The organism is Sulfurimonas sp. HSL3-7 (genome assembly GCF_039645985.1).
Taxonomy (GTDB): domain Bacteria; phylum Campylobacterota; class Campylobacteria; order Campylobacterales; family Sulfurimonadaceae; genus Sulfonitrofixus; species Sulfonitrofixus jiaomeiensis.
In genome coordinates this window covers 2,119,134-2,137,463 of record NZ_CP147919.1, presented here as the reverse complement: position 1 = coordinate 2,137,463, position 18,330 = coordinate 2,119,134, and the positions used below count along the sequence as shown (strand labels likewise).

General features: G+C 53.7%; 14 protein-coding genes and 1 other RNA gene. 11 read left to right on the top strand and 4 right to left on the bottom strand.

Annotated features, from left to right (window positions below):
• The first annotated feature begins 228 nt into the window (after nt 1-228).
• The 6 genes from WCY20_RS10635 to WCY20_RS10610 all read left to right on the top strand — a co-directional run bounded on the left by WCY20_RS10635 (nt 229) and on the right by WCY20_RS10610 (nt 8,393).
• Nucleotides 229-1,134, top strand: a complete 906-nt coding sequence (locus WCY20_RS10635) for an LOG family protein (protein WP_345975002.1) — start codon at nt 229-231, stop codon at nt 1,132-1,134.
• A gap of 67 nt (nt 1,135-1,201) precedes the next feature.
• The gene (locus WCY20_RS10630; protein WP_345975001.1) at nt 1,202-2,413 is read left to right on the top strand and encodes a cation:proton antiporter; all 1,212 of its coding nucleotides are present in this window, start codon (nt 1,202-1,204) and stop codon (nt 2,411-2,413) included.
• Nucleotides 2,403-5,072: an HAD-IC family P-type ATPase gene (locus tag WCY20_RS10625; RefSeq protein WP_345975000.1), complete on the top strand. Its 2,670-nt coding sequence runs from the start codon at nt 2,403-2,405 to the stop codon at nt 5,070-5,072. Before WCY20_RS10630 ends, WCY20_RS10625 begins: the two co-directional genes overlap by 11 nt.
• Nucleotides 5,063-6,313, top strand: a complete 1,251-nt coding sequence (locus tag WCY20_RS10620; RefSeq protein WP_345974999.1) for an MgtC/SapB family protein — start codon at nt 5,063-5,065, stop codon at nt 6,311-6,313. Before WCY20_RS10625 ends, WCY20_RS10620 begins: the two co-directional genes overlap by 10 nt.
• A gap of 91 nt (nt 6,314-6,404) precedes the next feature.
• Nucleotides 6,405-7,232 carry a prolipoprotein diacylglyceryl transferase gene (lgt, locus tag WCY20_RS10615; RefSeq protein ID WP_345974998.1) on the top strand — a complete coding sequence of 276 codons (828 nt, stop codon included), beginning with the start codon at nt 6,405-6,407 and terminating at the stop codon, nt 7,230-7,232.
• A gap of 873 nt (nt 7,233-8,105) precedes the next feature.
• Nucleotides 8,106-8,393: a hypothetical protein gene (locus WCY20_RS10610; protein ID WP_345974997.1), complete on the top strand. Its 288-nt coding sequence runs from the start codon at nt 8,106-8,108 to the stop codon at nt 8,391-8,393.
• A gap of 340 nt (nt 8,394-8,733) precedes the next feature.
• On the opposite strand, the gene WCY20_RS10605 is transcribed toward WCY20_RS10610, so the two are convergent.
• Genes WCY20_RS10605 through panB form a run of 3 tightly spaced genes read right to left on the bottom strand, consistent with a single transcriptional unit; the run spans nt 8,734 to nt 11,616 of the window.
• Entirely contained in the window at nt 8,734-9,771 is a 1,038-nt protein-coding gene (locus tag WCY20_RS10605) for an AI-2E family transporter (protein ID WP_345974995.1), read from the bottom strand.
• 9 nt (nt 9,772-9,780) lie between these two features.
• Nucleotides 9,781-10,797, bottom strand: a complete 1,017-nt coding sequence (gene ruvB, locus WCY20_RS10600; protein WP_345974993.1) for a Holliday junction branch migration DNA helicase RuvB — start codon at nt 10,795-10,797, stop codon at nt 9,781-9,783.
• A gap of 27 nt (nt 10,798-10,824) precedes the next feature.
• Nucleotides 10,825-11,616, bottom strand: coding sequence for a 3-methyl-2-oxobutanoate hydroxymethyltransferase (gene panB, locus WCY20_RS10595; protein WP_345974991.1), 792 nt, complete (start codon nt 11,614-11,616; stop codon nt 10,825-10,827).
• 107 nt (nt 11,617-11,723) lie between these two features.
• Between panB and trpA the strand changes: the two genes are divergently transcribed.
• From trpA to galE, 5 genes are all read left to right on the top strand, one after another.
• Nucleotides 11,724-12,464 carry a tryptophan synthase subunit alpha gene (gene trpA, locus WCY20_RS10590; protein WP_345974990.1) on the top strand — a complete coding sequence of 247 codons (741 nt, stop codon included), beginning with the start codon at nt 11,724-11,726 and terminating at the stop codon, nt 12,462-12,464.
• Between the two features lie 85 nt (nt 12,465-12,549).
• A complete protein-coding gene (locus tag WCY20_RS10585; protein WP_345978255.1) occupies nt 12,550-13,491 on the top strand; it encodes a DUF3943 domain-containing protein in 942 nt (313 codons plus the stop codon).
• 99 nt (nt 13,492-13,590) lie between these two features.
• Nucleotides 13,591-13,968, top strand: a transfer-messenger RNA (tmRNA) gene (gene ssrA / locus WCY20_RS10580).
• 205 nt (nt 13,969-14,173) lie between these two features.
• Nucleotides 14,174-15,601, top strand: coding sequence for a mannose-1-phosphate guanylyltransferase/mannose-6-phosphate isomerase (locus WCY20_RS10575; RefSeq protein ID WP_345974988.1), 1,428 nt, complete (start codon nt 14,174-14,176; stop codon nt 15,599-15,601).
• 382 nt (nt 15,602-15,983) lie between these two features.
• Nucleotides 15,984-16,997: a UDP-glucose 4-epimerase GalE gene (galE, locus tag WCY20_RS10570; RefSeq protein ID WP_345974986.1), complete on the top strand. Its 1,014-nt coding sequence runs from the start codon at nt 15,984-15,986 to the stop codon at nt 16,995-16,997.
• A gap of 216 nt (nt 16,998-17,213) precedes the next feature.
• Here the strand turns inward: galE and waaC are convergent, their stop codons facing one another.
• Nucleotides 17,214-18,221: a lipopolysaccharide heptosyltransferase I gene (gene waaC / locus WCY20_RS10565; RefSeq protein WP_345974985.1), complete on the bottom strand. Its 1,008-nt coding sequence runs from the start codon at nt 18,219-18,221 to the stop codon at nt 17,214-17,216.
• Nucleotides 18,222-18,330: the final 109 nt, after the last annotated feature.

Here is an 18,330-nt window from a genome sequence, read left to right as displayed (position 1 = left end):
CTGCCTCCTCTTTGGCAGGCGTCTCTCCCCGTACCCTTTTCCCTCTCTTTTTTGCTGCTTCGTTGTCGGCCGATGCAAAAGCGGCATGCAAGTGCTGTGCCAGAGAGGGCCAAAGGGGTTTTAAGTTAGATGGGAATACAATTGTTGCAAGGCCTCTACAGGCGGTAAAAGCCGGAACACATCTCCCTCTGGCGGAGCAGGTGAGGTACGGCGAAGAGAGAGTAGCAGATGAGAGACGCAAAAAACGACTGCAAGGCGCCGCTACCGTGGCAGCGCCGCAAATCCCTTGATGAAGACCCCCGGGCGCACGAAAGAATCGAAGCGATCACAAGTGGTCCCGGTTATGAGATTGCCGAGAAGGACAGCGCCTTCCTGGAGCAGCATGAGACACTGGGTATCCGTCTGGAGCTCGATTATCTCAAGGCCGAACTGCTGCTGCAGAAACACGGCATCGAGCACACCATTGTCGTTTTCGGAAGCACCCGCATTATCGAAGAGACGACAGCCAGGCGTCAGCTTGAAGCCCTGAAAAGTTCTCCCGACGCTTGTGAGAGAGCAGAGGCGGTGGAGATCGCCGAGCGCATACTGGAAAAAAGCAGGTACTACGAAATCGCAAGGCGGTTCGGACGATTGGTCGGCAGTGCGGGAGCCGGGCCGGCTGACAGCAGGATAACCCTGATGACAGGAGGCGGCCCCGGCATTATGGAGGCGGCCAACCGGGGGGCTTTCGACGTCGCCGCAAAATCGATCGGTCTGAACATCTCTCTGCCCGAAGAGCAGTTTCCCAACCCCTACGTCACCCCCGATCTCTGTTTTCAGTTTCACTATTTTGCGATCCGAAAGCTCCACTTCCTGCAGCGGGCGAAAGCCCTGGTCTTCTTTCCGGGCGGTTTCGGTACGCTCGACGAACTCTTCGGCATACTGACGCTGATACAGACACGGAAAATAGAGCCGGTCCCGATCGTGCTGGTCGGTGAGACTTACTGGAAAGAGCTGGTAAACATGGAGTTTATGGAAAAAGAGGGGTCGATCGACCCTGCGGACCGCTCCCTTTTCAGCTACGGCGAAAATGCCGGAGAGATATGGGAAGATCTGCTTGCGTGGCACCGGGCCAACGGGACACCGCTTTTTTAAGGAGAGAAGATGCTTTTGATACAGCGGTTTGGCTCTTTCGCGGCTTTTTCCCCACGGAGATGCGGTGATGAATGAAGTCGAACTGGGTGAACTGCTTCTCTCCTTATCCTTTATCTTTGTTCTGACCTACACCTTCGGCTATCTTCTCGCCAGATTTCGGATTCCCAGTATTCTGGCGGCATTGTTTGTCGGTATGGCGCTGAGTTATACACCGTTTTCCGCCTTTGTCCACTCTATTGCAGCGTTTGAAAGCACCTTTAGCTTCCTTGCCGATCTCGGTGTCCTTTTCCTGCTCTTCTATATCGGGCTGCAGATCGAGCTGGGGGAGATGAAAAAGTCAAGTTCCGACATCATATGGCTCACTGTTTTAAACACCATTTTCCCCTTCCTCTTCGGTGCCGCAGCTATGCTGCTCTACGGCTACGGCTGGGCGATCGCCCTTGTCATCGGGATGACACGTATGCCGACGGCCGAAGCGGTGATCGTGCCGATTCTCGATGAGTTCAAAATGATCAAGACACGCGTCGGTACCTATATTATCGGCGCGGGGGTGCTCGATGACATTATCGAAGTCGTGCTGGTCGGCATCGTCTCCGTCTGGATAGGGGTAAAGAGCGGTCAGAGCCATGGCGGCGTGATCGGCCTTCTGGCCGGCATCTTTGTCTTCATGTTGATCTCCTGGGCATTTTACCGCTGGATACCGCAGATGATGGAGAAGTGGGAGCCGGAGAACCTGAGTGGGCTGATGCTCCTGTCGCTGGTGATCCTTTTCGGTTTCGGCGGTTTCGGCGAGTATGTCGAACTGGGGATGGTCGTCGGGGCCATTACGGCAGGGGTCATCATGCGCCCCCTGTTTGAACATGAGGAGCAGAAAGGGGAGCTGCTTACCAAAACGACGCAGACCCTGAGCTACGGCTTTTTCGGCGTTCTCTTCTTTTTCTGGGTCGGTTTCAATGCCGATATGGAGGGCTTTCTGCAGGAGCCGCTTCTGGCCATAGTGCTCTACCTCGCCGGTACAGTGGGCAAACTGCTTGGGGTACTGCTGATGGTACCGATGAAGAAGATGGCGCTGAAAGAAGCGGTGGTCGTCGGGGTCGGACTGGATGCGAGGCTGACGACGGAGATCATCGTCGCCCAGCTGCTTTACAGTGCCGCGATCATCGATCAGAAACTTTTTACGGCGCTGGTCGCCGCCTCCTCTTTTACCGCGATTACCGTGCCGCTGCTCTTTTCTCTACTGATACGTTTTTGGGGCAGGGAGGTCTGCCGTGCAGAGTAACTCGCTATGGCAGAGCAAAGCGCCGGACGAGGTTATCAAGGCTTTCAACAGTGATGCGAAGAGCGGGCTGAGCGAGGAGGAGGCCCGAAAAAGGGCGAGAGAGGAGGGGGCGAACGAACTTGTCCGTATTGACAGAGCCCCCTGGTACAGGGTCTTCCTCCGCCAGTTCACCGATGTGCTCATCCTTATCCTCTTTGCGGCGGCGGCCATCTCCCTGGCCATCGGTGAGGTCGGCGATGCGGTCACCATCCTGGTCATCATCGTCTTGAACGGGGTACTCGGGTTTGTGCAGGAGTTCAAAGCGGAAAATGCTATCGAAGCTTTGCGCCAGATGCTCCACCCGACAGCGAAGGTGCTTCGTGACGGCAAAGAACAGATCATCGATGCGAAATTGCTTGTACGCGGCGATATTGTTCTGCTGGAGATCGGTGACAAGGTCCCTGCCGATCTGAGGCTGCTGCAGAGTGTTAACCTGAAAGCCGACGAGTCCGCTTTGACGGGGGAGTCGTCATCGGTCGCCAAAAACAGTGACCTTCTCAGCGAAGAGAAGCCGCTCTCGGAACAGTCGAACATGGCATGGATGGGAACGGCTGTCGTCAACGGACGGGGGAGCGGTCTGGTTGTCGAGACAGGGATGGCGACCCAGTTCGGTAAGATTGCAGGTATGACGCAGCGTGTCAAAGAAGCGCCGACGCCGCTGCAGAAGAAGCTGGCCGTTCTGGGCAGAAAACTGGGCATCTACTCTGTTGCAATCTCCGTACTTGTCGCCCTGTTCGGGTGGCTGCTGGGCAAAGATCTTCTCGAGATGTTCCTCACCGGCGTCGCCCTGGCGGTCGCTGTGGTACCGGAGGGACTTCCTGCTGTCGTGACCATCACTCTGGCTCTGGGGATCAAGGCGATGGCCGGGCAGAAGGCGCTGCTCAGACGCCTTCAGGCGGCCGAAACGCTGGGTGCCGCCACCACGATCTGTACGGACAAGACCGGGACACTGACGCAAAACCAGATGACGGTGAAGAAGATCTGGCTTGCTGAGGGAGAGGTGGGGGTCACCGGCAGCGGTTACGACCCCGCCGGCCATTTCGAGGCAGAGGGCGAGAAGATCGACTACCGAAGCCGTGCCGGACTGATGCTGCTGCTGAAAAGTGCCCTGGTCTGCAACCATGCCAAGGTCCAGAAAAGCAATGGCGGCTGGGAGGCGATAGGGGAGCCGACCGAAGCCGCCCTAGTCGTTGCGGCTTACAAGGCGAGGCTTTATAACGAAGAGGAAGAGAAGACGGTCAGTGAATTGTCTTTCAGCTCTGCGCGCAAACGGATGAGTGTCATCGTGCATGAGAAAGGGGTATTGACGGCCTATGTCAAAGGGGCACCGGAGGTGATTCTCGAGAGAAGCAGCCGCCTCTTTAAAGAGGGGCGTGCGGTTGCGCTCGATGAGACGCAGAAAGAAGAGGTCGAAACGGCATATACAATGATGGCGTCCAAAGGGCTGCGAACGCTTGCTGTCGCTTTCAGGGAACTCAGCGATGAGAGCAGTCTCTCTGAAGAGAGTGTGGAGAACGATCTTATCCTTCTCGGCATTGTTGGCATCATCGATCCGCCGCATGAGGCGGTCCCCGAAGCGATCAGGACGGCGGACGAGGCGGGCCTCAAGGTGATCATGATCACCGGTGACAGCCCCGACACGGCACTCTCCATTGCGGATGCCATCGGCCTGAAAGCAGAGCGGGCTGTCACCTCCGGTGAACTTGCCGAGATAGAAGACGACGCCCTTGCCGAGCTCCTCAAAGAGAGGGTTCTTTTCGCGCGGACGCGTCCGGAAGAGAAGCTGCGGATCGTGAAGATACTCAAAAGCAGAGGAGAAGTGGTCGCCATGACCGGCGACGGGGTCAATGACGCACCGGCACTCAAAGAGGCCGATGTCGGCATCGCGATGGGCAAAAAGGGGACCGATGTCGCCAAGAGCGCTTCCGACATCGTTCTGACCGATGACAACTTCGCCTCCATCGTCAACGCCGTCAAAGAGGGGCGGCGCGAATATGACAATATACAGAAGTTCGTCCAGTACCTTCTGGCGTCCAACAGCGGGGAGGTAATCGCCATTTTCGTCAACATCCTGCTGGGCGGACCGCTGATCCTGATCCCGGTGCAGATCCTCTGGATGAACCTGGTCACCGATGGTATGACCGCGGTCGCCCTCGGCGTTGAACCGGCCGAGAAGGGGATCATGAAGCGGCCGCCGAGAGAGGTGCGTGAGCCGATCCTTGACCGCTATGGTATTATAATGATCGCACTACTAGGAGGCTATGTCGGCCTGGCGACGCTCTGGCTTTTTCACCACTACCTGTCGCAGGCGCCCGAAAATGGCCTTCTGCTTGCACAGACCGTTGCGTTTACCGGGATCATCATTCTTGAAAAGATGATCGTGCTGAACTTCCGCTCCCTGCGCGAACCGATCAATGCGATAGGTTTCTTCTCCAACAAGTGGCTGTTGGGGGCGATCGCCCTGACGGTGGCGCTGCAGGCCGGCGCCGTTTATCTGCCGTTTTTGCAGGAGGCGCTCCATACGACTGCGATGGGATGGGAAGATTGGGGTATTATAGTGTTAGTGGCACTGCCGATATTTATCATAACTGAGATCTACAAGTGGGTACGATGGAAATAACAATTATAAAACAGCTGGGGATCGCCCTTTTCGTCGGGTTGATGATAGGGCTGCAGCGGGAGATGTACTATCATCGCGAGGGACGCAGCGGTTTTGCGGGGGCAAGGACATTCACCCTGATCGCGCTTTTTGGCTACATCAGTGCCTGGATGCAGGCATCGGTCCCTTTCTTTCTTCATGTTTCGCTCTTTTTGTTCGGTCTGCTGGTGATAATAGCCTATGTCTACAAGACCATGAAGACCGACTATCACGGCGCGACGACTGAGATCGCCTCTTTTGTGACCTATGTGCTGGGGATGATGATCTACTTTTCATTAGAGAGCTATGCCGTTCTCATTGCGGTTGTCATGCTGTTTCTGCTTGAACTGAAAGGGGCCCTGGCCAAAGTAGAGAAGCAGATAACGCAGCCCGACATTACGTCAGCTACCCTTTTTCTCGTGATGACCTTCGTTGTCTTGCCGCTGCTGCCCGATGAGATGATCGGACCGTTCGGGGTCTTCAACCCCTATAAGACGTGGCTGATGGTGGTGCTGATCGCGGGGATTTCGTTTGTCGGCTACATTGCCATCAAGATACTCGGCAATAAAAAGGGGATCTACCTCACCGGCATATTCGGCGGTCTCATCTCTTCGACGGCGGTCTCGATAACGCTCTCCAAACTCTACATCCTGCGGCAGTCCAGGTTGAAGAACTTTGCAGGCGGTATTGCTGTCGCTTCGACCATCATGTATGTGCGAGTGCTTGCCGAAGCGGCCATCTTCAACCCTTCACTTGCCCGAATGCTCGCACTGCCCTATCTCCTCGCTGCGATCATAGGGTTCGCTTTTGTGGGGTATCTTTACAACCGGCAGGAGCCGGTGCACAAGGTCGGCGACAGTGCGCTGAAGGCCAACCCGCTGGAGCTTTCCGAAGCACTGAAACTGGGGCTTCTCTTCGGTATCATCTTCGGATCAATCGGTATCCTGCAGGAGTGGTTCGGCGATTCCGGGGTCTATATCATCTCCTTTCTTTCCGGCCTGACCGACGTCGACGCCATCACCCTTTCACTGTCGCAGCTGGCGACAGTGAAGATCACGCAGCAAGCGGCGATGAACGGTATCGTCATAGCGACATCGGTCAATGCGACGGTCAAGATGGGCATCGTTTTTGTGCTGGGTGGTAGAAGGTTGGGGTTTGTGATACTTCCTTTCTACCTGTTGACGGTCGGCGTGTTGCTGGTCTCGCTGGCGCTGCTGAGATAGCAGCGAAGGGCAGGGTGCAGGAAAGAACAGCTCTGTAACTTCGCTCATAGGGTTTTTCGATATACTTTGCCACACCATAAACGGAACGACAATGGAATACTGGAACAATATCTACGAACAATTCAACCCTGTTGCCTTTACACTCTTCTCCTTCCCGGTCCATTGGTACGGGATGATGTATGTCCTGGCCCTGGTCAGCGCACTCTATATCGCCAAACGCATGGTCAGGCGCGATAGGCTTGCCATCGAACAGAGCCAGCTTGATGACTACTTCATCTATATCGAGATCGGAATCATTCTGGGGGCGCGTCTGGGCTACATCCTCTTTTATGACCCGAATACCAGCTATTACCTGAGCCATCCGTGGCAGATGTTCAACCCCTTCTCGAAAGAGGGGGAGTTTGTCGGGATCCGGGGCATGAGCTACCACGGTGCGATCATCGGCTGGTTCCTGGGCTCGCTCTACTATCACAGGCGCCATCCGGAGGTCTCTTTCGGCATCATCATGGATGTCGTGGCGCTGGCCGTTCCTGTCGGCTATATGTTCGGGCGCATCGGCAACTTCCTCAACAAAGAGCTCATCGGCCGTACGACCGATCTGCCGTGGGGCATCTACGTCGACGGCGTACTGCGCCACCCGTCACAGATCTACGAGGCGATCCTCGAGGGATTGGTGGTCTTTCTGGTCATCTACCTATACCGCAGCCATAAACGTTTCAACGGTGAGCTTATTCTGCTTTACGGGTTTGCGTACGGGCTGATGCGTTTCACTGCAGAGTTCTGGCGTCAGCCCGACGTACAGCTGGGCTTTCTCTTCGGTGAATGGCTGACGATGGGGCAGCTGCTGAGTTTCGGAATGATGGTGACGGCGATGGTTCTGTGGTTCTATTTCAACGGGAGACTCGCGAAAAAGAGGTAGCCTGGAGCGTTTTTTCTTTGCTGTTTATATATTTTTTGTTTGAATGATTTTTGATAGTAGAGGTGTCACTTTTTTCTTTTGCTTATCCAAAAGAAAAAGTAACCAAAAAAGAAAAGGATAATACCCTCCGGCCAAAAGTCACTTTTAAGACTTTCATCTTTCTCCCAGTGGCATTCCGGCACTGCTGCCGGAATTAATCTTCTGACGCAAAAGAAACACAAACTTCGTTGATAATGTGAAATTGAATGACAGCCCATCACTCCGCACAAGAAAACGAAGCTGTATTGTGAAAAGCATCAGCTTTTAGATTCCAATAGATGCGTCACCGCTTGGCTCTTTTCGTGGCATCTGCAGAGCAAACTGGAAATCAATTTGATGCGTTAAGAAAACGGCTTGTTTGAGCGTAAGCGAGTTTGCCGTTTTTAGTGTCAAATTGATTGGAAGTTTGGTACCCAGTAGCTACTGGGCTCGAAGCCGTCACGAGCGCTTTTTGGTTTCGTTTTTGGCGAGACAAAAAGGAAAGAGTGTATGATACAAAAGTCATACGTTCGAACACTTCTCAAGTGACTCTCTTTTTTTGAATGAGTTTTGATAGTAGTGATGTTACATTTCTTTCTTGCTAGCTCAAGAAAGAAACCTAACGAAAAGAAAGAAACGCTATACCCTCCGGCCAAAAGTCACTACCCGGACTTTTAACTGTCAACACATGGCATTCCGTCACTTCTGCCGGAATTAATCTACGGACGCATCACAACATCAACTTCTTTGACATTTTGAATTGTGTAAAAAATCTGATGTTCTGTACGGGTTGCATTAGCAAAAAAGTATGCTACAATAGAAATAAGCAGAACATATTCAGAGAAGGAGTCTCTCATGTCTAAAAAAATTGTCGATATAACAACCTTGGATTTGGCGCATACAACGGATGGCAAGATCAGTGTCGTCCATATTGAAAGGCCTTATGGGGAGCATAGCAGTCCGGTCGTGAGTGTAGGTATTTCGGTCAGTGGAGAGGATCAGGAGTGGAAAGTGCATATCCCCTACGAAAACCTCGACGATCTGATCAATGCGCTGAACCTTGCGCGCAGAGTGAACGAGGGCCTTCCGCACGAACTGCCGCACACGATGGATCTCGGTGCCGACATAGGGGGCGGGCAGTAACGCTCCCACAGCCCGGCTTCGGGCAGACAGGTCAAATACGATCCTATTCACTTGCTGTAAAAGCAGTACGCTTTCATCGTGCTACGTGTTACGATCTTTTTTCTTTTTCATCAACAGACTAACACATGACACTCATTCGTGTAATTTGATGATTCTCTCTTTATCTTTTTCTCTCTTTATATTTGTACGATAAAGCATTTCACGATACAGAATTTAGTTCTGTCCTGCATAGAATTTTAATTCTTTAAGTGCTTTCCATGCATTTTGCTGTTGGCTCTTATCAACAGATTATGAGGATTATTTTTAAAATATGCTCAGACTGAAGGCAAACCCTTTCCACTTACGCGCTCTCCACTTTCTGTCGAAGCTCAATCAGCTTGAGCAGCGAGAGGAAAAAGGCGGTAATGGCTGGGCCGAGGATCATCCCCCAGAAACCGAAAGCGCCGAGACCGGCGATGATAGAGAAGAAGATCAGCAGTTCGTTCATCTTGGCGTCGGTCTTGACGATGCGCAGGTTGATCTCTTTGATGATGACGGGTTTGATGAGGGTGTCGGCAATGATCGAGATGACAATAATGGAGTAGAGGACGATGAAGAGGGCACTGCCGGTATTGCCGTGGCTGAGTTCATAGACCATAAAAGGGACCCACATCAGCGCGCCGCCGACAACGGGCATCAGCGATGCAAAACCGTACATGATCCCGAAGAGAAGGCCGTTATACCCCATGAAACCGACAGCCACACCGAAGAGTGCCCCTTCAAAGACAGCGGTGGTCAAAATGGAGTAGAAGACCACGCTCATGACCGACGAAAGCTCGAAGCTGAGCAGTGTCGCATCCTGCTGGGGAAGCTGGATGACGCGTCTGAAATAGGCGAAGATCGTCTTGCCGTAAAAATGCGAAAAGAAGTAGAAGATGATGATCAGCAGCGCATTTTTAAGAAAACCCGCACTGTAGCTGCCGATGGTGCCCGCCATGCCCAGAGTGTGTTTTGCGAGCTTGTTGATCTCGATCTCGCTGAGGGCGTCGTCAATAAAGGGCTGTAAAAAGGCCAGATAGGAGGGCATATGCCCGGCCCAGTCACTGATCTCAAAGTAGATCTGCTCCAGGGCTGTGATGTCCGTATTGCCCAGATAGAGGGTGAAGGTGGTCAAAAAGTAGCCCAGAGGAGCAAAAAAGAGAATAGCCAGGGTGATGGTGGAGATCAGCGAGGCTAAAAGCACCGAGCCGGTCTGCTGCTCAAGGCGACGCTGCACGGAGGCGGTGGAGACAGCCAGAAGGGCCGCGATCATGATGCTCAGCAGAAAAGGCTGATAAAGCAGGAACATCCAGTAGAGAGAGAAGCCCAAGAGGGTGATGATGATGTATTGCGGTTTCATCGTCTCTCTCTATTCTTCAAAGAGAGAGTGTTTCTGAGTGGGTGCCTTGAACTTCAGCACTTCGTAGCTCTTCTGTGTGGCGACACGCCCCCGGGCTGTCCTCTCGAGGTAGCCGTTGGCCAGCAGATAAGGTTCGAGTACGTCTTCGACGGTGCCCTCGTCTTCGCTCAGCGCCGCGGCAATGGTGCTCAGCCCCATCGGGCGCCCTTTGGCCTGCATCAGGTACTCCAGAAGACGGATGTCCATCTCGTCAAAACCGTAGGTATTGATGCCGAGCTGCTCCAGGGCGAATCGGGTCCTTTCAAGCAGGATCTGCTCCTCATTGGCCACATCCGAGAAGTCGCGAACGCGTCGCAGCAGTCTGAGCGCGATACGCGGTGTTCCCCGGGAGCGTTTGGCGATCTCGAGAGCAGCTTCATGAACGATCTCTTTGCTCAGCTTCTCGGAGGCCTGCTGCACGATAAGTGCAAGCTCTTGGGGGCCGTAGAAGTTCATGCGGAAACTCATGCCGAAACGGTCGCGGAGCGGGTTGGAAAGCATCCCCGCACGGGTGGTCGCGCCGATCAGGGTAAAGCGGGGAAGGTCGATCTTGACCGTCTGCGCCGCCGGTCCGCTGCCGATGATGATGTCCAGGCGAAAATCCTCCATCGCCGAGTAGAGGATCTCTTCGACCGCAGGCGAGAGTCGGTGGATCTCGTCGATGAAGAGGATATCCCCTTCGTCGAGATTGGTCATGATCGCGGCCAGGTCGCCGCTCTTTTCGATCATCGGCGCGGCGGTGACTTTGATGCTTGAGCCCATCTCATTGGCGATGATCAGTGCGAGGGTGGTCTTGCCCAGCCCCGGGGGGCCGTAGAAGAGGACATGGTCGAGCGCCTCGCCGCGTTTTTTGCTCGCCTCGATAAAGACGCCGAGGTTCTTTTTGATCTGTTCCTGACCGACATATTCGTTCCAGGCATCGGGGCGTAGGTTGGTTTCGCTGAGCTCTTCGGTCTCAAATTTTTCGATTTCGACTATGCGTTCCATCAGCCTCTCTTCTCTTTGAAATAGTGTTTAATAGGTGTGGATCTCATCAGGAAAACGGCGCGATTCAACTTCATCTTTGTAGTTCTGGACGGCCTCTTTGACCAGCTCGGCACCGTTGAGGTACTTCTTGACGAATTTGGGGGTGAACGCCTCGAAAAGTCCCAGCATGTCGGAAAAGACAAGCACCTGTCCGTCAACGCTGTTGCCGGCGCCGATGCCGATCACCGGCACCTTGACGGCTCTGGCAACGTGCATCGCGACCTCGGCCTTGACCCCTTCGATTACCATACAGAAAGCACCGGCCTGTTCGACCGCCAGTGCATCGGTGATCAGCGCCTTGGCCTCCTCCTCATTTTTGCCCTTGACCTTATAGCCCCCTTCGCCGCGGACCGATTGCGGCAGAAGTCCGATGTGGCCGCAGACGGCGATGCCGTTGTCGACAAGGTGTCTGATGGTCTCTGCTTTGTTCTGGCCCCCTTCGATCTTGACCGCATCGGCAGGGCACTCCTGGAAGAGTCTGGTCGCATTTTCCAGGGCTTTTTCAGCCGTAGGGTAGGTGCCGAAAGGCATATCGGCGATGACAAAGCTGTTTTGTGCGCCGTTGCAGACGGCCTGGGTGTGGTAGATCATCTGATCGAGGGTGGCGCTGAGCGTATCTTTTTTGCCGCCGAAACTCATATTGAGGCTGTCGCCGACAAGAATAATGTCGGCAATGGGGTCAAAAAGTTTGGCGAACAGGGCATCATAGGCAGTGATCATGGTCAGGGGACGATCGCCCTTGGCCTTTTGAATACTGGTGATGGAAAGCTTCTTTGTCATATTTCTTCTCATCTTTTGCGTGTATAAGTATCGTGATTTTATCCAAAAGTGGTACAATTTCGTTTAAATATTACAATAATTATATATATCCCTCTTTTGGAGACAGATTGAAACATCTTGTAGCGTACATCACAACAGGTTTTCCTGAAAAATCATTTACCGTAGACCTGGCCCTGGCCCTCGGCGAAAGCGGCGTCGACTCGCTGGAGCTCGGCGTCCCTTTTTCCGATCCGGTCGCTGACGGCCCGGTGATCGAGAAAGCCAACTTTTTAGCCTTGGAGAAAGGGCTTCGCTTCAGGGATGTACTGGAGATTTCCGAGCAGATCGCCCCGAAAGTCGACACGCTGTGGATGGGGTACTTTAACTCTTTCTACCAATACGGCATGGACGCACTTTTGAAAAAAGCGAATGCGATCGGTGTCAGCGGTATGATCATTCCGGACCTGCCGCACGAAGAGGCGCTACTTTACAAACCGCAGTTTGACGCGAACAACATTGCCAACATCGCCTTTGTTGCACCGACCGACAGTGATGCGCGTATTGAAGAGATCGTCCGCGACGCCAAGAAGTTCATCTACCTGGTCGCCTATGCCGGTATTACGGGCAGCGGCCAGAGCGAGGACCTGCAGCCGGTCCTGAGATCGATAAAGTCGTACACCGATACCCCCGCCTATGTCGGTTTCGGCGTCAACCAGAAGACGGCCAAAGAGAAGGTCGCCGGTGCGGACGGCGTCATCGTCGGTTCCGCTTTTGTCAATGTCCTTTTGCAGGAAGAGCTGACCCTCTCTCAAAAGATAGAGCAGTGTTGCGCGATCGCTTCCGAGATCAAGCAGAAAATAAACGAATAATTTTGCGCAGGGTTAAAAAAAGGCTTGTGCAAAGCGCTTTTTGCCGAGTGAAGGTCATATCATGCGATTGAGGACTCTATTGTTTATGCTTCTCTCTGCCCTGAGCCTTCATGCCGGCAGCCGGCTCTACGAGGATCTCAGCGCAACGCCCGCTCGGACGCAGCTGCCCGCTTCCGCGTTTCACGTCGGCCCCCTTGCCGAACCCCTTTTGATACCGCCTGGCGAAACGTTGTCTCAGGGTCTTCAAGACTACAGGATGAGTGCGTCGCTGCAGCAGCAGTTTGCGGTGTTCAACGGGGAAGACGGCGTAGACTATCTTCCCGAATATTACAATGTCAACGAAGCACTTCCCTACCGTTACCGGAAACTGATCGAAGATTCGGTCTACCTGCAGGTTTTTTTAATATCGACGATCGGTATTCTGGCGGTGCTTCCCGAGAGCGTTTCGAAATGGGACATGGACGAGCTGGAGGAGAAGTCCCTTCAGGAGCGGTGGCGCGAGCACCTCAATACAAAGCCGGTCTGGGACAAGGATGACTGGGCGATCAACTATATCGGCCACCCGATATCGGGCGCGATCTACTATACCCTGGCCAGAAATGACGGCATGTCCATCGTCGAATCGGCGGCCTACTCGACGCTGATGTCGACGTTTTTCTGGGAGTACGGCTATGAGTCGTTTGCCGAGATCCCGTCCATTCAGGATCTTATCATTACGCCGCTTTTCGGTTCGTTTATGGGCGAAGGGATGTATCTGCTCGAAAAGAGACTCGACAGCAACGGCGGCATGGTCTTCGGTTCCAGGATACTGGGCAATATCAGCTACTTTTTCCTTAACCCGATGGGCAGTATCGCCAACGGCGTGAGCGGTATTTTGCAGGATTACAACAGTGAGATGCGGGTCACGATGACCGTTCAGACCTACCCCCGCGCCGACGACATCGCGCAGTTTCGCTGCGGTGACCCGGTGGAGTGCCCGCTGCGTTTCAGAGAGCGTGACTACGGTTTCCTCATCACCCTGCAGTAAACGTTTTTATCCAAGGGTTTTTACGATGCCTGTTTACTTTTCTGTCGACAGGGTTGCTTTTTATATGGTATAATTTCACTGTGTAATTTGTATCTGACTGGGGACGACTTGGCTTCGACAGGAGTAGGTCGGAATCTGGTTGCATGCCGGGCTGAGCACTCCCGTTACGCGGCTCAACTTGCTTAAACGCAAACAACACAAATTACCGCCCAGCTTTAGCAGTAGCTTAAGTTTTAACCCCTCGAAAGAGGCGGGCTGCTTCACTCTTCGGTTCTATCCGAGAAGAGATCTTGAAGTATAACCCTCACGATAGATATACTCTGCGTCTGTCTCAGCGCAAGATGAACTTTTGAGGCTCGTTCGGTCTAGTCTTGCGCATTGTATGAAGCCGAATTAAACGAAACAATGTCTCTAAGCATGTAGACGCCATTTTCTAACTATTTTTGGACTCGGGTTCGACACCCGACGTCTCCACCAATCAAACAATCCTTTTCAAACTCTTTTTACTTCTTTTCCCTATTTTTGTTTTTTCCGATGCACCTTGTCCCCCTTTTCCGTACTCTTGAAAAGTCTGTATCCTCGTTGCAGCTTTGTTAAACACTGTTGTATCTAATGTGGCATTAATGGCTATAAAGGTAAAATCTCCGGCTGAATCAATTATCTATTATTATCGGAGAAGGGCATGACCAACATTATACTTTGCGGCGGTAGCGGGACAAGACTCTGGCCGCTGAGCCGGACCCTGATGCCGAAGCAGTTCGTTCAGCTTTTCAACAGCGAATCTCTTTTTCAAAAGACCGTTGCACGTAACCAGAAGGCCTGCGACGCGCAGTTCATTGTCTCCAATGCCGAGCAGTATTTCCTCGCGGTCGACCAGATCGAGGAGATGAAGGCCGGCATCCGGGCGCGCAGGGCGGGGGACCCGCATGAAACGCACGCCGTCAACTACGAATCACGCTACCTTCTCGAGCCGGTCGGCCGCAACACCGCCCCGGCAATCGCACTTGCATGTCTTGCACTCGATGCAGACGAGATCGTTCTCGTCACCCCCTCCGACCACCTGATCAAGGACGAAAAAGCCTACCTTGAAGCGGTGGAAAAAGCAAAGACGTTGGCACAGGATGACAACCTCGTCACTTTCGGCATCACCCCTCAGTACCCCGAGACCGGTTTTGGCTACATCGAGGCCGAAGGGGAGGATGTCCTCTCTTTCAAAGAGAAGCCGGATGCACTCACGGCGCAGGCCTATCTCGATGCCGGAAACTATTACTGGAACTCCGGAATGTTCTGTTTCAGAGCGGGTCTCTTCCTCGAAGAGCTGCAGACCTACTCTCCGGAGATCTATGAGGCTTCGCTGAACGCCTTTGAAAATGCGAAAAGAGATGAGATGGTCCGTATCTCGCACGAGGACATGGCGGCGATCCCCGAAGACAGCATTGACTATGCGGTGATGGAGAAGAGCAGTCGGGTCAAAGTGGTCCCGTCCGACATCGCCTGGAGCGACCTGGGAAGTTTTGATGCCCTCTACGAAGAGCTGCCGCAGGACGAGGCGGGTAATGCCGCTTCGACCCAGCGTTGCGAGCCGATCATTCAGGAATCAAAAAACAATCTGATCATTTCGGAGAAGTTGGTCGCCGCGATCGATGTCGACGACCTGCTCATCATCGATACGGCCGATGCACTGCTGGTCTCCAAAAAGGGGAGCAGCCAGAAGGTCAAAGAGGTGGTCAAAGAGCTCAAGGCGCGTAACTCTGAACTGCCGAACATCCATGTCACGGCGCACCGTCCGTGGGGGACCTACACCATCCTCGACGAGTCGGACGGCTACAAGGTCAAACGTATCGTCGTCAAACCGGGCAAACGTCTGAGCCTGCAGAAACACTACCACCGCTCGGAGCACTGGATCGTCGTCTCGGGCACCGCAACCGTGACGCGGGGCAAGGAGGAATACCTAGTCCGCGCCAACGAATCGACCTACATCCCGATGGGCGAGATCCACCGCCTCGAGAACGTCGGGAGAATACCGCTGGTCATGATCGAAGCGCAGGTCGGCGAGTACGTCGGCGAAGACGACATCGTCCGCATCTTGGACGATTTCAAACGCGTTTAGTGTTTTGTGTTGCGTGCTAAGTGCTGTGATAATGAGCAGATAAAACAGTAGCAAGTAATACGTGATACAATGAAAGAGCTAGAACAAGGATAATTTAAAAATCAACCCTCTCATCTGTTAAACACTCCAGGGTGGCCTCTCGCACGACTCAGAATTTAGTGCTTTGCTATACTGTGCTGTTTGCCCTTGACCTTCTCTGTAGATAAAAAGAAACGATAGTAACACGTAATACATAGCACGTAGCACGCCATGTCTAGGACAAGCAGATCAGCGAAGTAATCGCTATGTAATAGCAATAGTGATAAAATATTTTTACAAAAGAGCGCAGCGCTAATCCCCTTTAAGGGCCTTGGCGCTGTACGTTGGAAAGAGAGGAAAGCCTATGGTCCTTGTGACTGGAGGGGCCGGTTATATCGGCTCACATACCTGTGTTCTGCTGATGGAGGCGGGGCATGAGATCGTGGTCTTCGACAACCTCTCAAACGCCTCGAAAGAGAGTTTGAGACGGGTCGAGAAGATCGTCGGCAGAGCCGTGCCGTTCGTCGAGGGGGACATCCGTTCGGCGGATGACCTGGAGGCGGTGTTTGCGCGTTACGACATTACATCGGTCATCCATTTTGCCGGGCTGAAGGCGGTGGGGGAGTCGGTGGCGGAACCGCTGACGTACTACGACAACAACATCCACGGCACCATCGTGCTCTGCGAAGTCATGCGAGAGCACGGCTGCAAAAAGATCGTCTTCAGTTCGTCCGCGACGGTCTACGGCGACCCGCATATGACGCCGATCACCGAAGATTTCCCGCTGAGCGCGACCAACCCCTATGGGCGCACAAAACTCTTCATCGAAGAGATATTGCGCGACCTCTCCGTTGCGGACGGTGAGTGGAGTGTCGCGCTGCTGCGCTACTTCAACCCGGTCGGCGCCCATAAGTCCGGCACCATCGGCGAAGACCCCAACGGCATTCCCAACAACCTCATGCCCTTCATATCGCAGACTGCGGTGGGTAAACGCGATTGTCTCAGCGTTTTCGGCGGGGACTACCCGACGCGCGACGGCACGGGGGTGCGTGACTATATTCACGTCGTTGACCTCGCGGACGGCCACCTCAAGGCGCTTGACTACATTGACGCCAACCGGGGCGTCCTGACCGTCAACCTCGGTACGGGTAATGGTTACTCGGTGCTGGAGATGGTCAAAGCCTTTGAGAAGGCCTCGGGCAGAAAGGTGCCCTACAAGATCGTCGAACGCCGCGCCGGCGACATCGCCGAATGCTACGCCGACCCGACTTACGCCAAAAAAATACTGGGATGGGAAGCCAAACGTGGCATCGACGAGATGTGCGAAGACAGCTGGCGCTGGCAGTCGCAAAATCCGCAGGGCTATGCCGACAGCTGAGCGCGAGGGGTTTGCCTTTGGCAAGGTGCAGTGTGAAGCGAAATGGTGAAGGGTTTACCTTCGGCCGGGAAGCGGAAAGAGCAGAGAGTTCGCTCCTTCGTTGATAAAAACAAAAAGCTCAATGGATCAAAAAAAACTACATTGTTTAGCGTTAAGTCTTAGCGCTACATATTGAACGCTTAGTACGTAACGCGTTGCGCATCACACGTCACACGCCTACTCCGCTGCCAGAAGTCCTTTTGCCTTGTCTGCGATAACCTCGACGGGGATCGTCCGGATGGAGAAGTCGTTTTTGTCGATCTTATTGATGTCGACTTTTGAGTCCGACTCGCAGGCGAGGTTGATCGGGGTCTCGTAGATCATCCGGGTGTTGGTCGGGCCGAAGAGGGTAATGGAAGGGCGGTTCATCGCCCAGGCGAGGTGGGTCGGGCCGGTGTCGTTGCCGATGGTGAGGTCGCAGTGCTCGATGACCGCTCTGAGCTCGGCCAGAGAGAGCTTGGGTGCGACGACCGCATTGGGGGCGTTTTTGGCGATAAAATTGGCATATTCTCTCTCCCTCTCGCTTCCCCAGATCAGGATGCATCGGGCCTCCTTCAGATCAAGAGCGAGCTCGGAAAATCTCTCTTTCGGGTACTCTTTGGACGGCCACGAAGCCCCGATGACGAAGGCGATATTCTTTGTACCGGAGGCGAGGAAAGCGGGCTTTTCCCGCGAAGCGAAGCAGGGCTGTTTGGCCAGTATCTCCCCGTCGCTCACTTTGAAGCCGAGCGCCTGCGCGACAACATCGATGTTGCGGCGGATGACGTTCTCTTCGTAGGGGATATGCGAATGGGTCGCATAGAACCGCGAGGCGAGAGACTCTCTGGCCGATGCTTTGTCGAAACCGTGGATGTTCTTGCCGATAAGGCGGGCGACGACGGCGGACTTGATGAGCCCCTGCATGTCGATGATCTTGTCAAAGGGGCCCGACGCTTTCAGGGCGGAAACGGTCGCTTTGAGCAGGGCGAGACTCTTCTCTTTTTTGATCCGCTTGATGGGAACGGCGTGGACTTTGAGGAGGTCGGGATGCCCCTCAAGAACAGGGGCGAACGCCGCCTCGCAGAACCACTCTATCTGTGCATTCGGGTAGTGCTTTTTGATCAGCTGCAGGACAATGGTACCGTTGATGATGTCACCAAGCGCGGTGAGGCGGACAAGGGCGATACGTATGGGTTCTCTATTCATACCGATACTATAACAGACGGCGTACAAAACAGGACTTAATCAGGAGACAAATCAAGCGTTAATCAACACTAGGCTATAATCGCGTCTATTTAAACGATGATGGAGAAGA

Excerpts from the sequence above, each read along its gene's own strand:
- galE (WP_345974986.1), top strand. The coding sequence starts at position 15,984 with ATGGTCCTTGTGACTGGAGGGGCCGGTTATATCGGCTCACATACCTGT.
- WCY20_RS10610 (WP_345974997.1), top strand. The coding sequence starts at position 8,106 with ATGTCTAAAAAAATTGTCGATATAACAACCTTGGATTTGGCGCATACA.
- WCY20_RS10585 (WP_345978255.1), top strand. The coding sequence starts at position 12,550 with ATGCTTCTCTCTGCCCTGAGCCTTCATGCCGGCAGCCGGCTCTACGAG.
- lgt (WP_345974998.1), top strand. The coding sequence starts at position 6,405 with ATGGAATACTGGAACAATATCTACGAACAATTCAACCCTGTTGCCTTT.
- WCY20_RS10620 (WP_345974999.1), top strand. The coding sequence starts at position 5,063 with ATGGAAATAACAATTATAAAACAGCTGGGGATCGCCCTTTTCGTCGGG.
- waaC (WP_345974985.1), bottom strand. The coding sequence starts at position 18,221 with ATGAATAGAGAACCCATACGTATCGCCCTTGTCCGCCTCACCGCGCTT.
- WCY20_RS10635 (WP_345975002.1), top strand. The coding sequence starts at position 229 with ATGAGAGACGCAAAAAACGACTGCAAGGCGCCGCTACCGTGGCAGCGC.
- WCY20_RS10630 (WP_345975001.1), top strand. The coding sequence starts at position 1,202 with ATGAATGAAGTCGAACTGGGTGAACTGCTTCTCTCCTTATCCTTTATC.
- ruvB (WP_345974993.1), bottom strand. The coding sequence starts at position 10,797 with ATGGAACGCATAGTCGAAATCGAAAAATTTGAGACCGAAGAGCTCAGC.
- panB (WP_345974991.1), bottom strand. The coding sequence starts at position 11,616 with ATGACAAAGAAGCTTTCCATCACCAGTATTCAAAAGGCCAAGGGCGAT.
- WCY20_RS10605 (WP_345974995.1), bottom strand. The coding sequence starts at position 9,771 with ATGAAACCGCAATACATCATCATCACCCTCTTGGGCTTCTCTCTCTAC.
- WCY20_RS10575 (WP_345974988.1), top strand. The coding sequence starts at position 14,174 with ATGACCAACATTATACTTTGCGGCGGTAGCGGGACAAGACTCTGGCCG.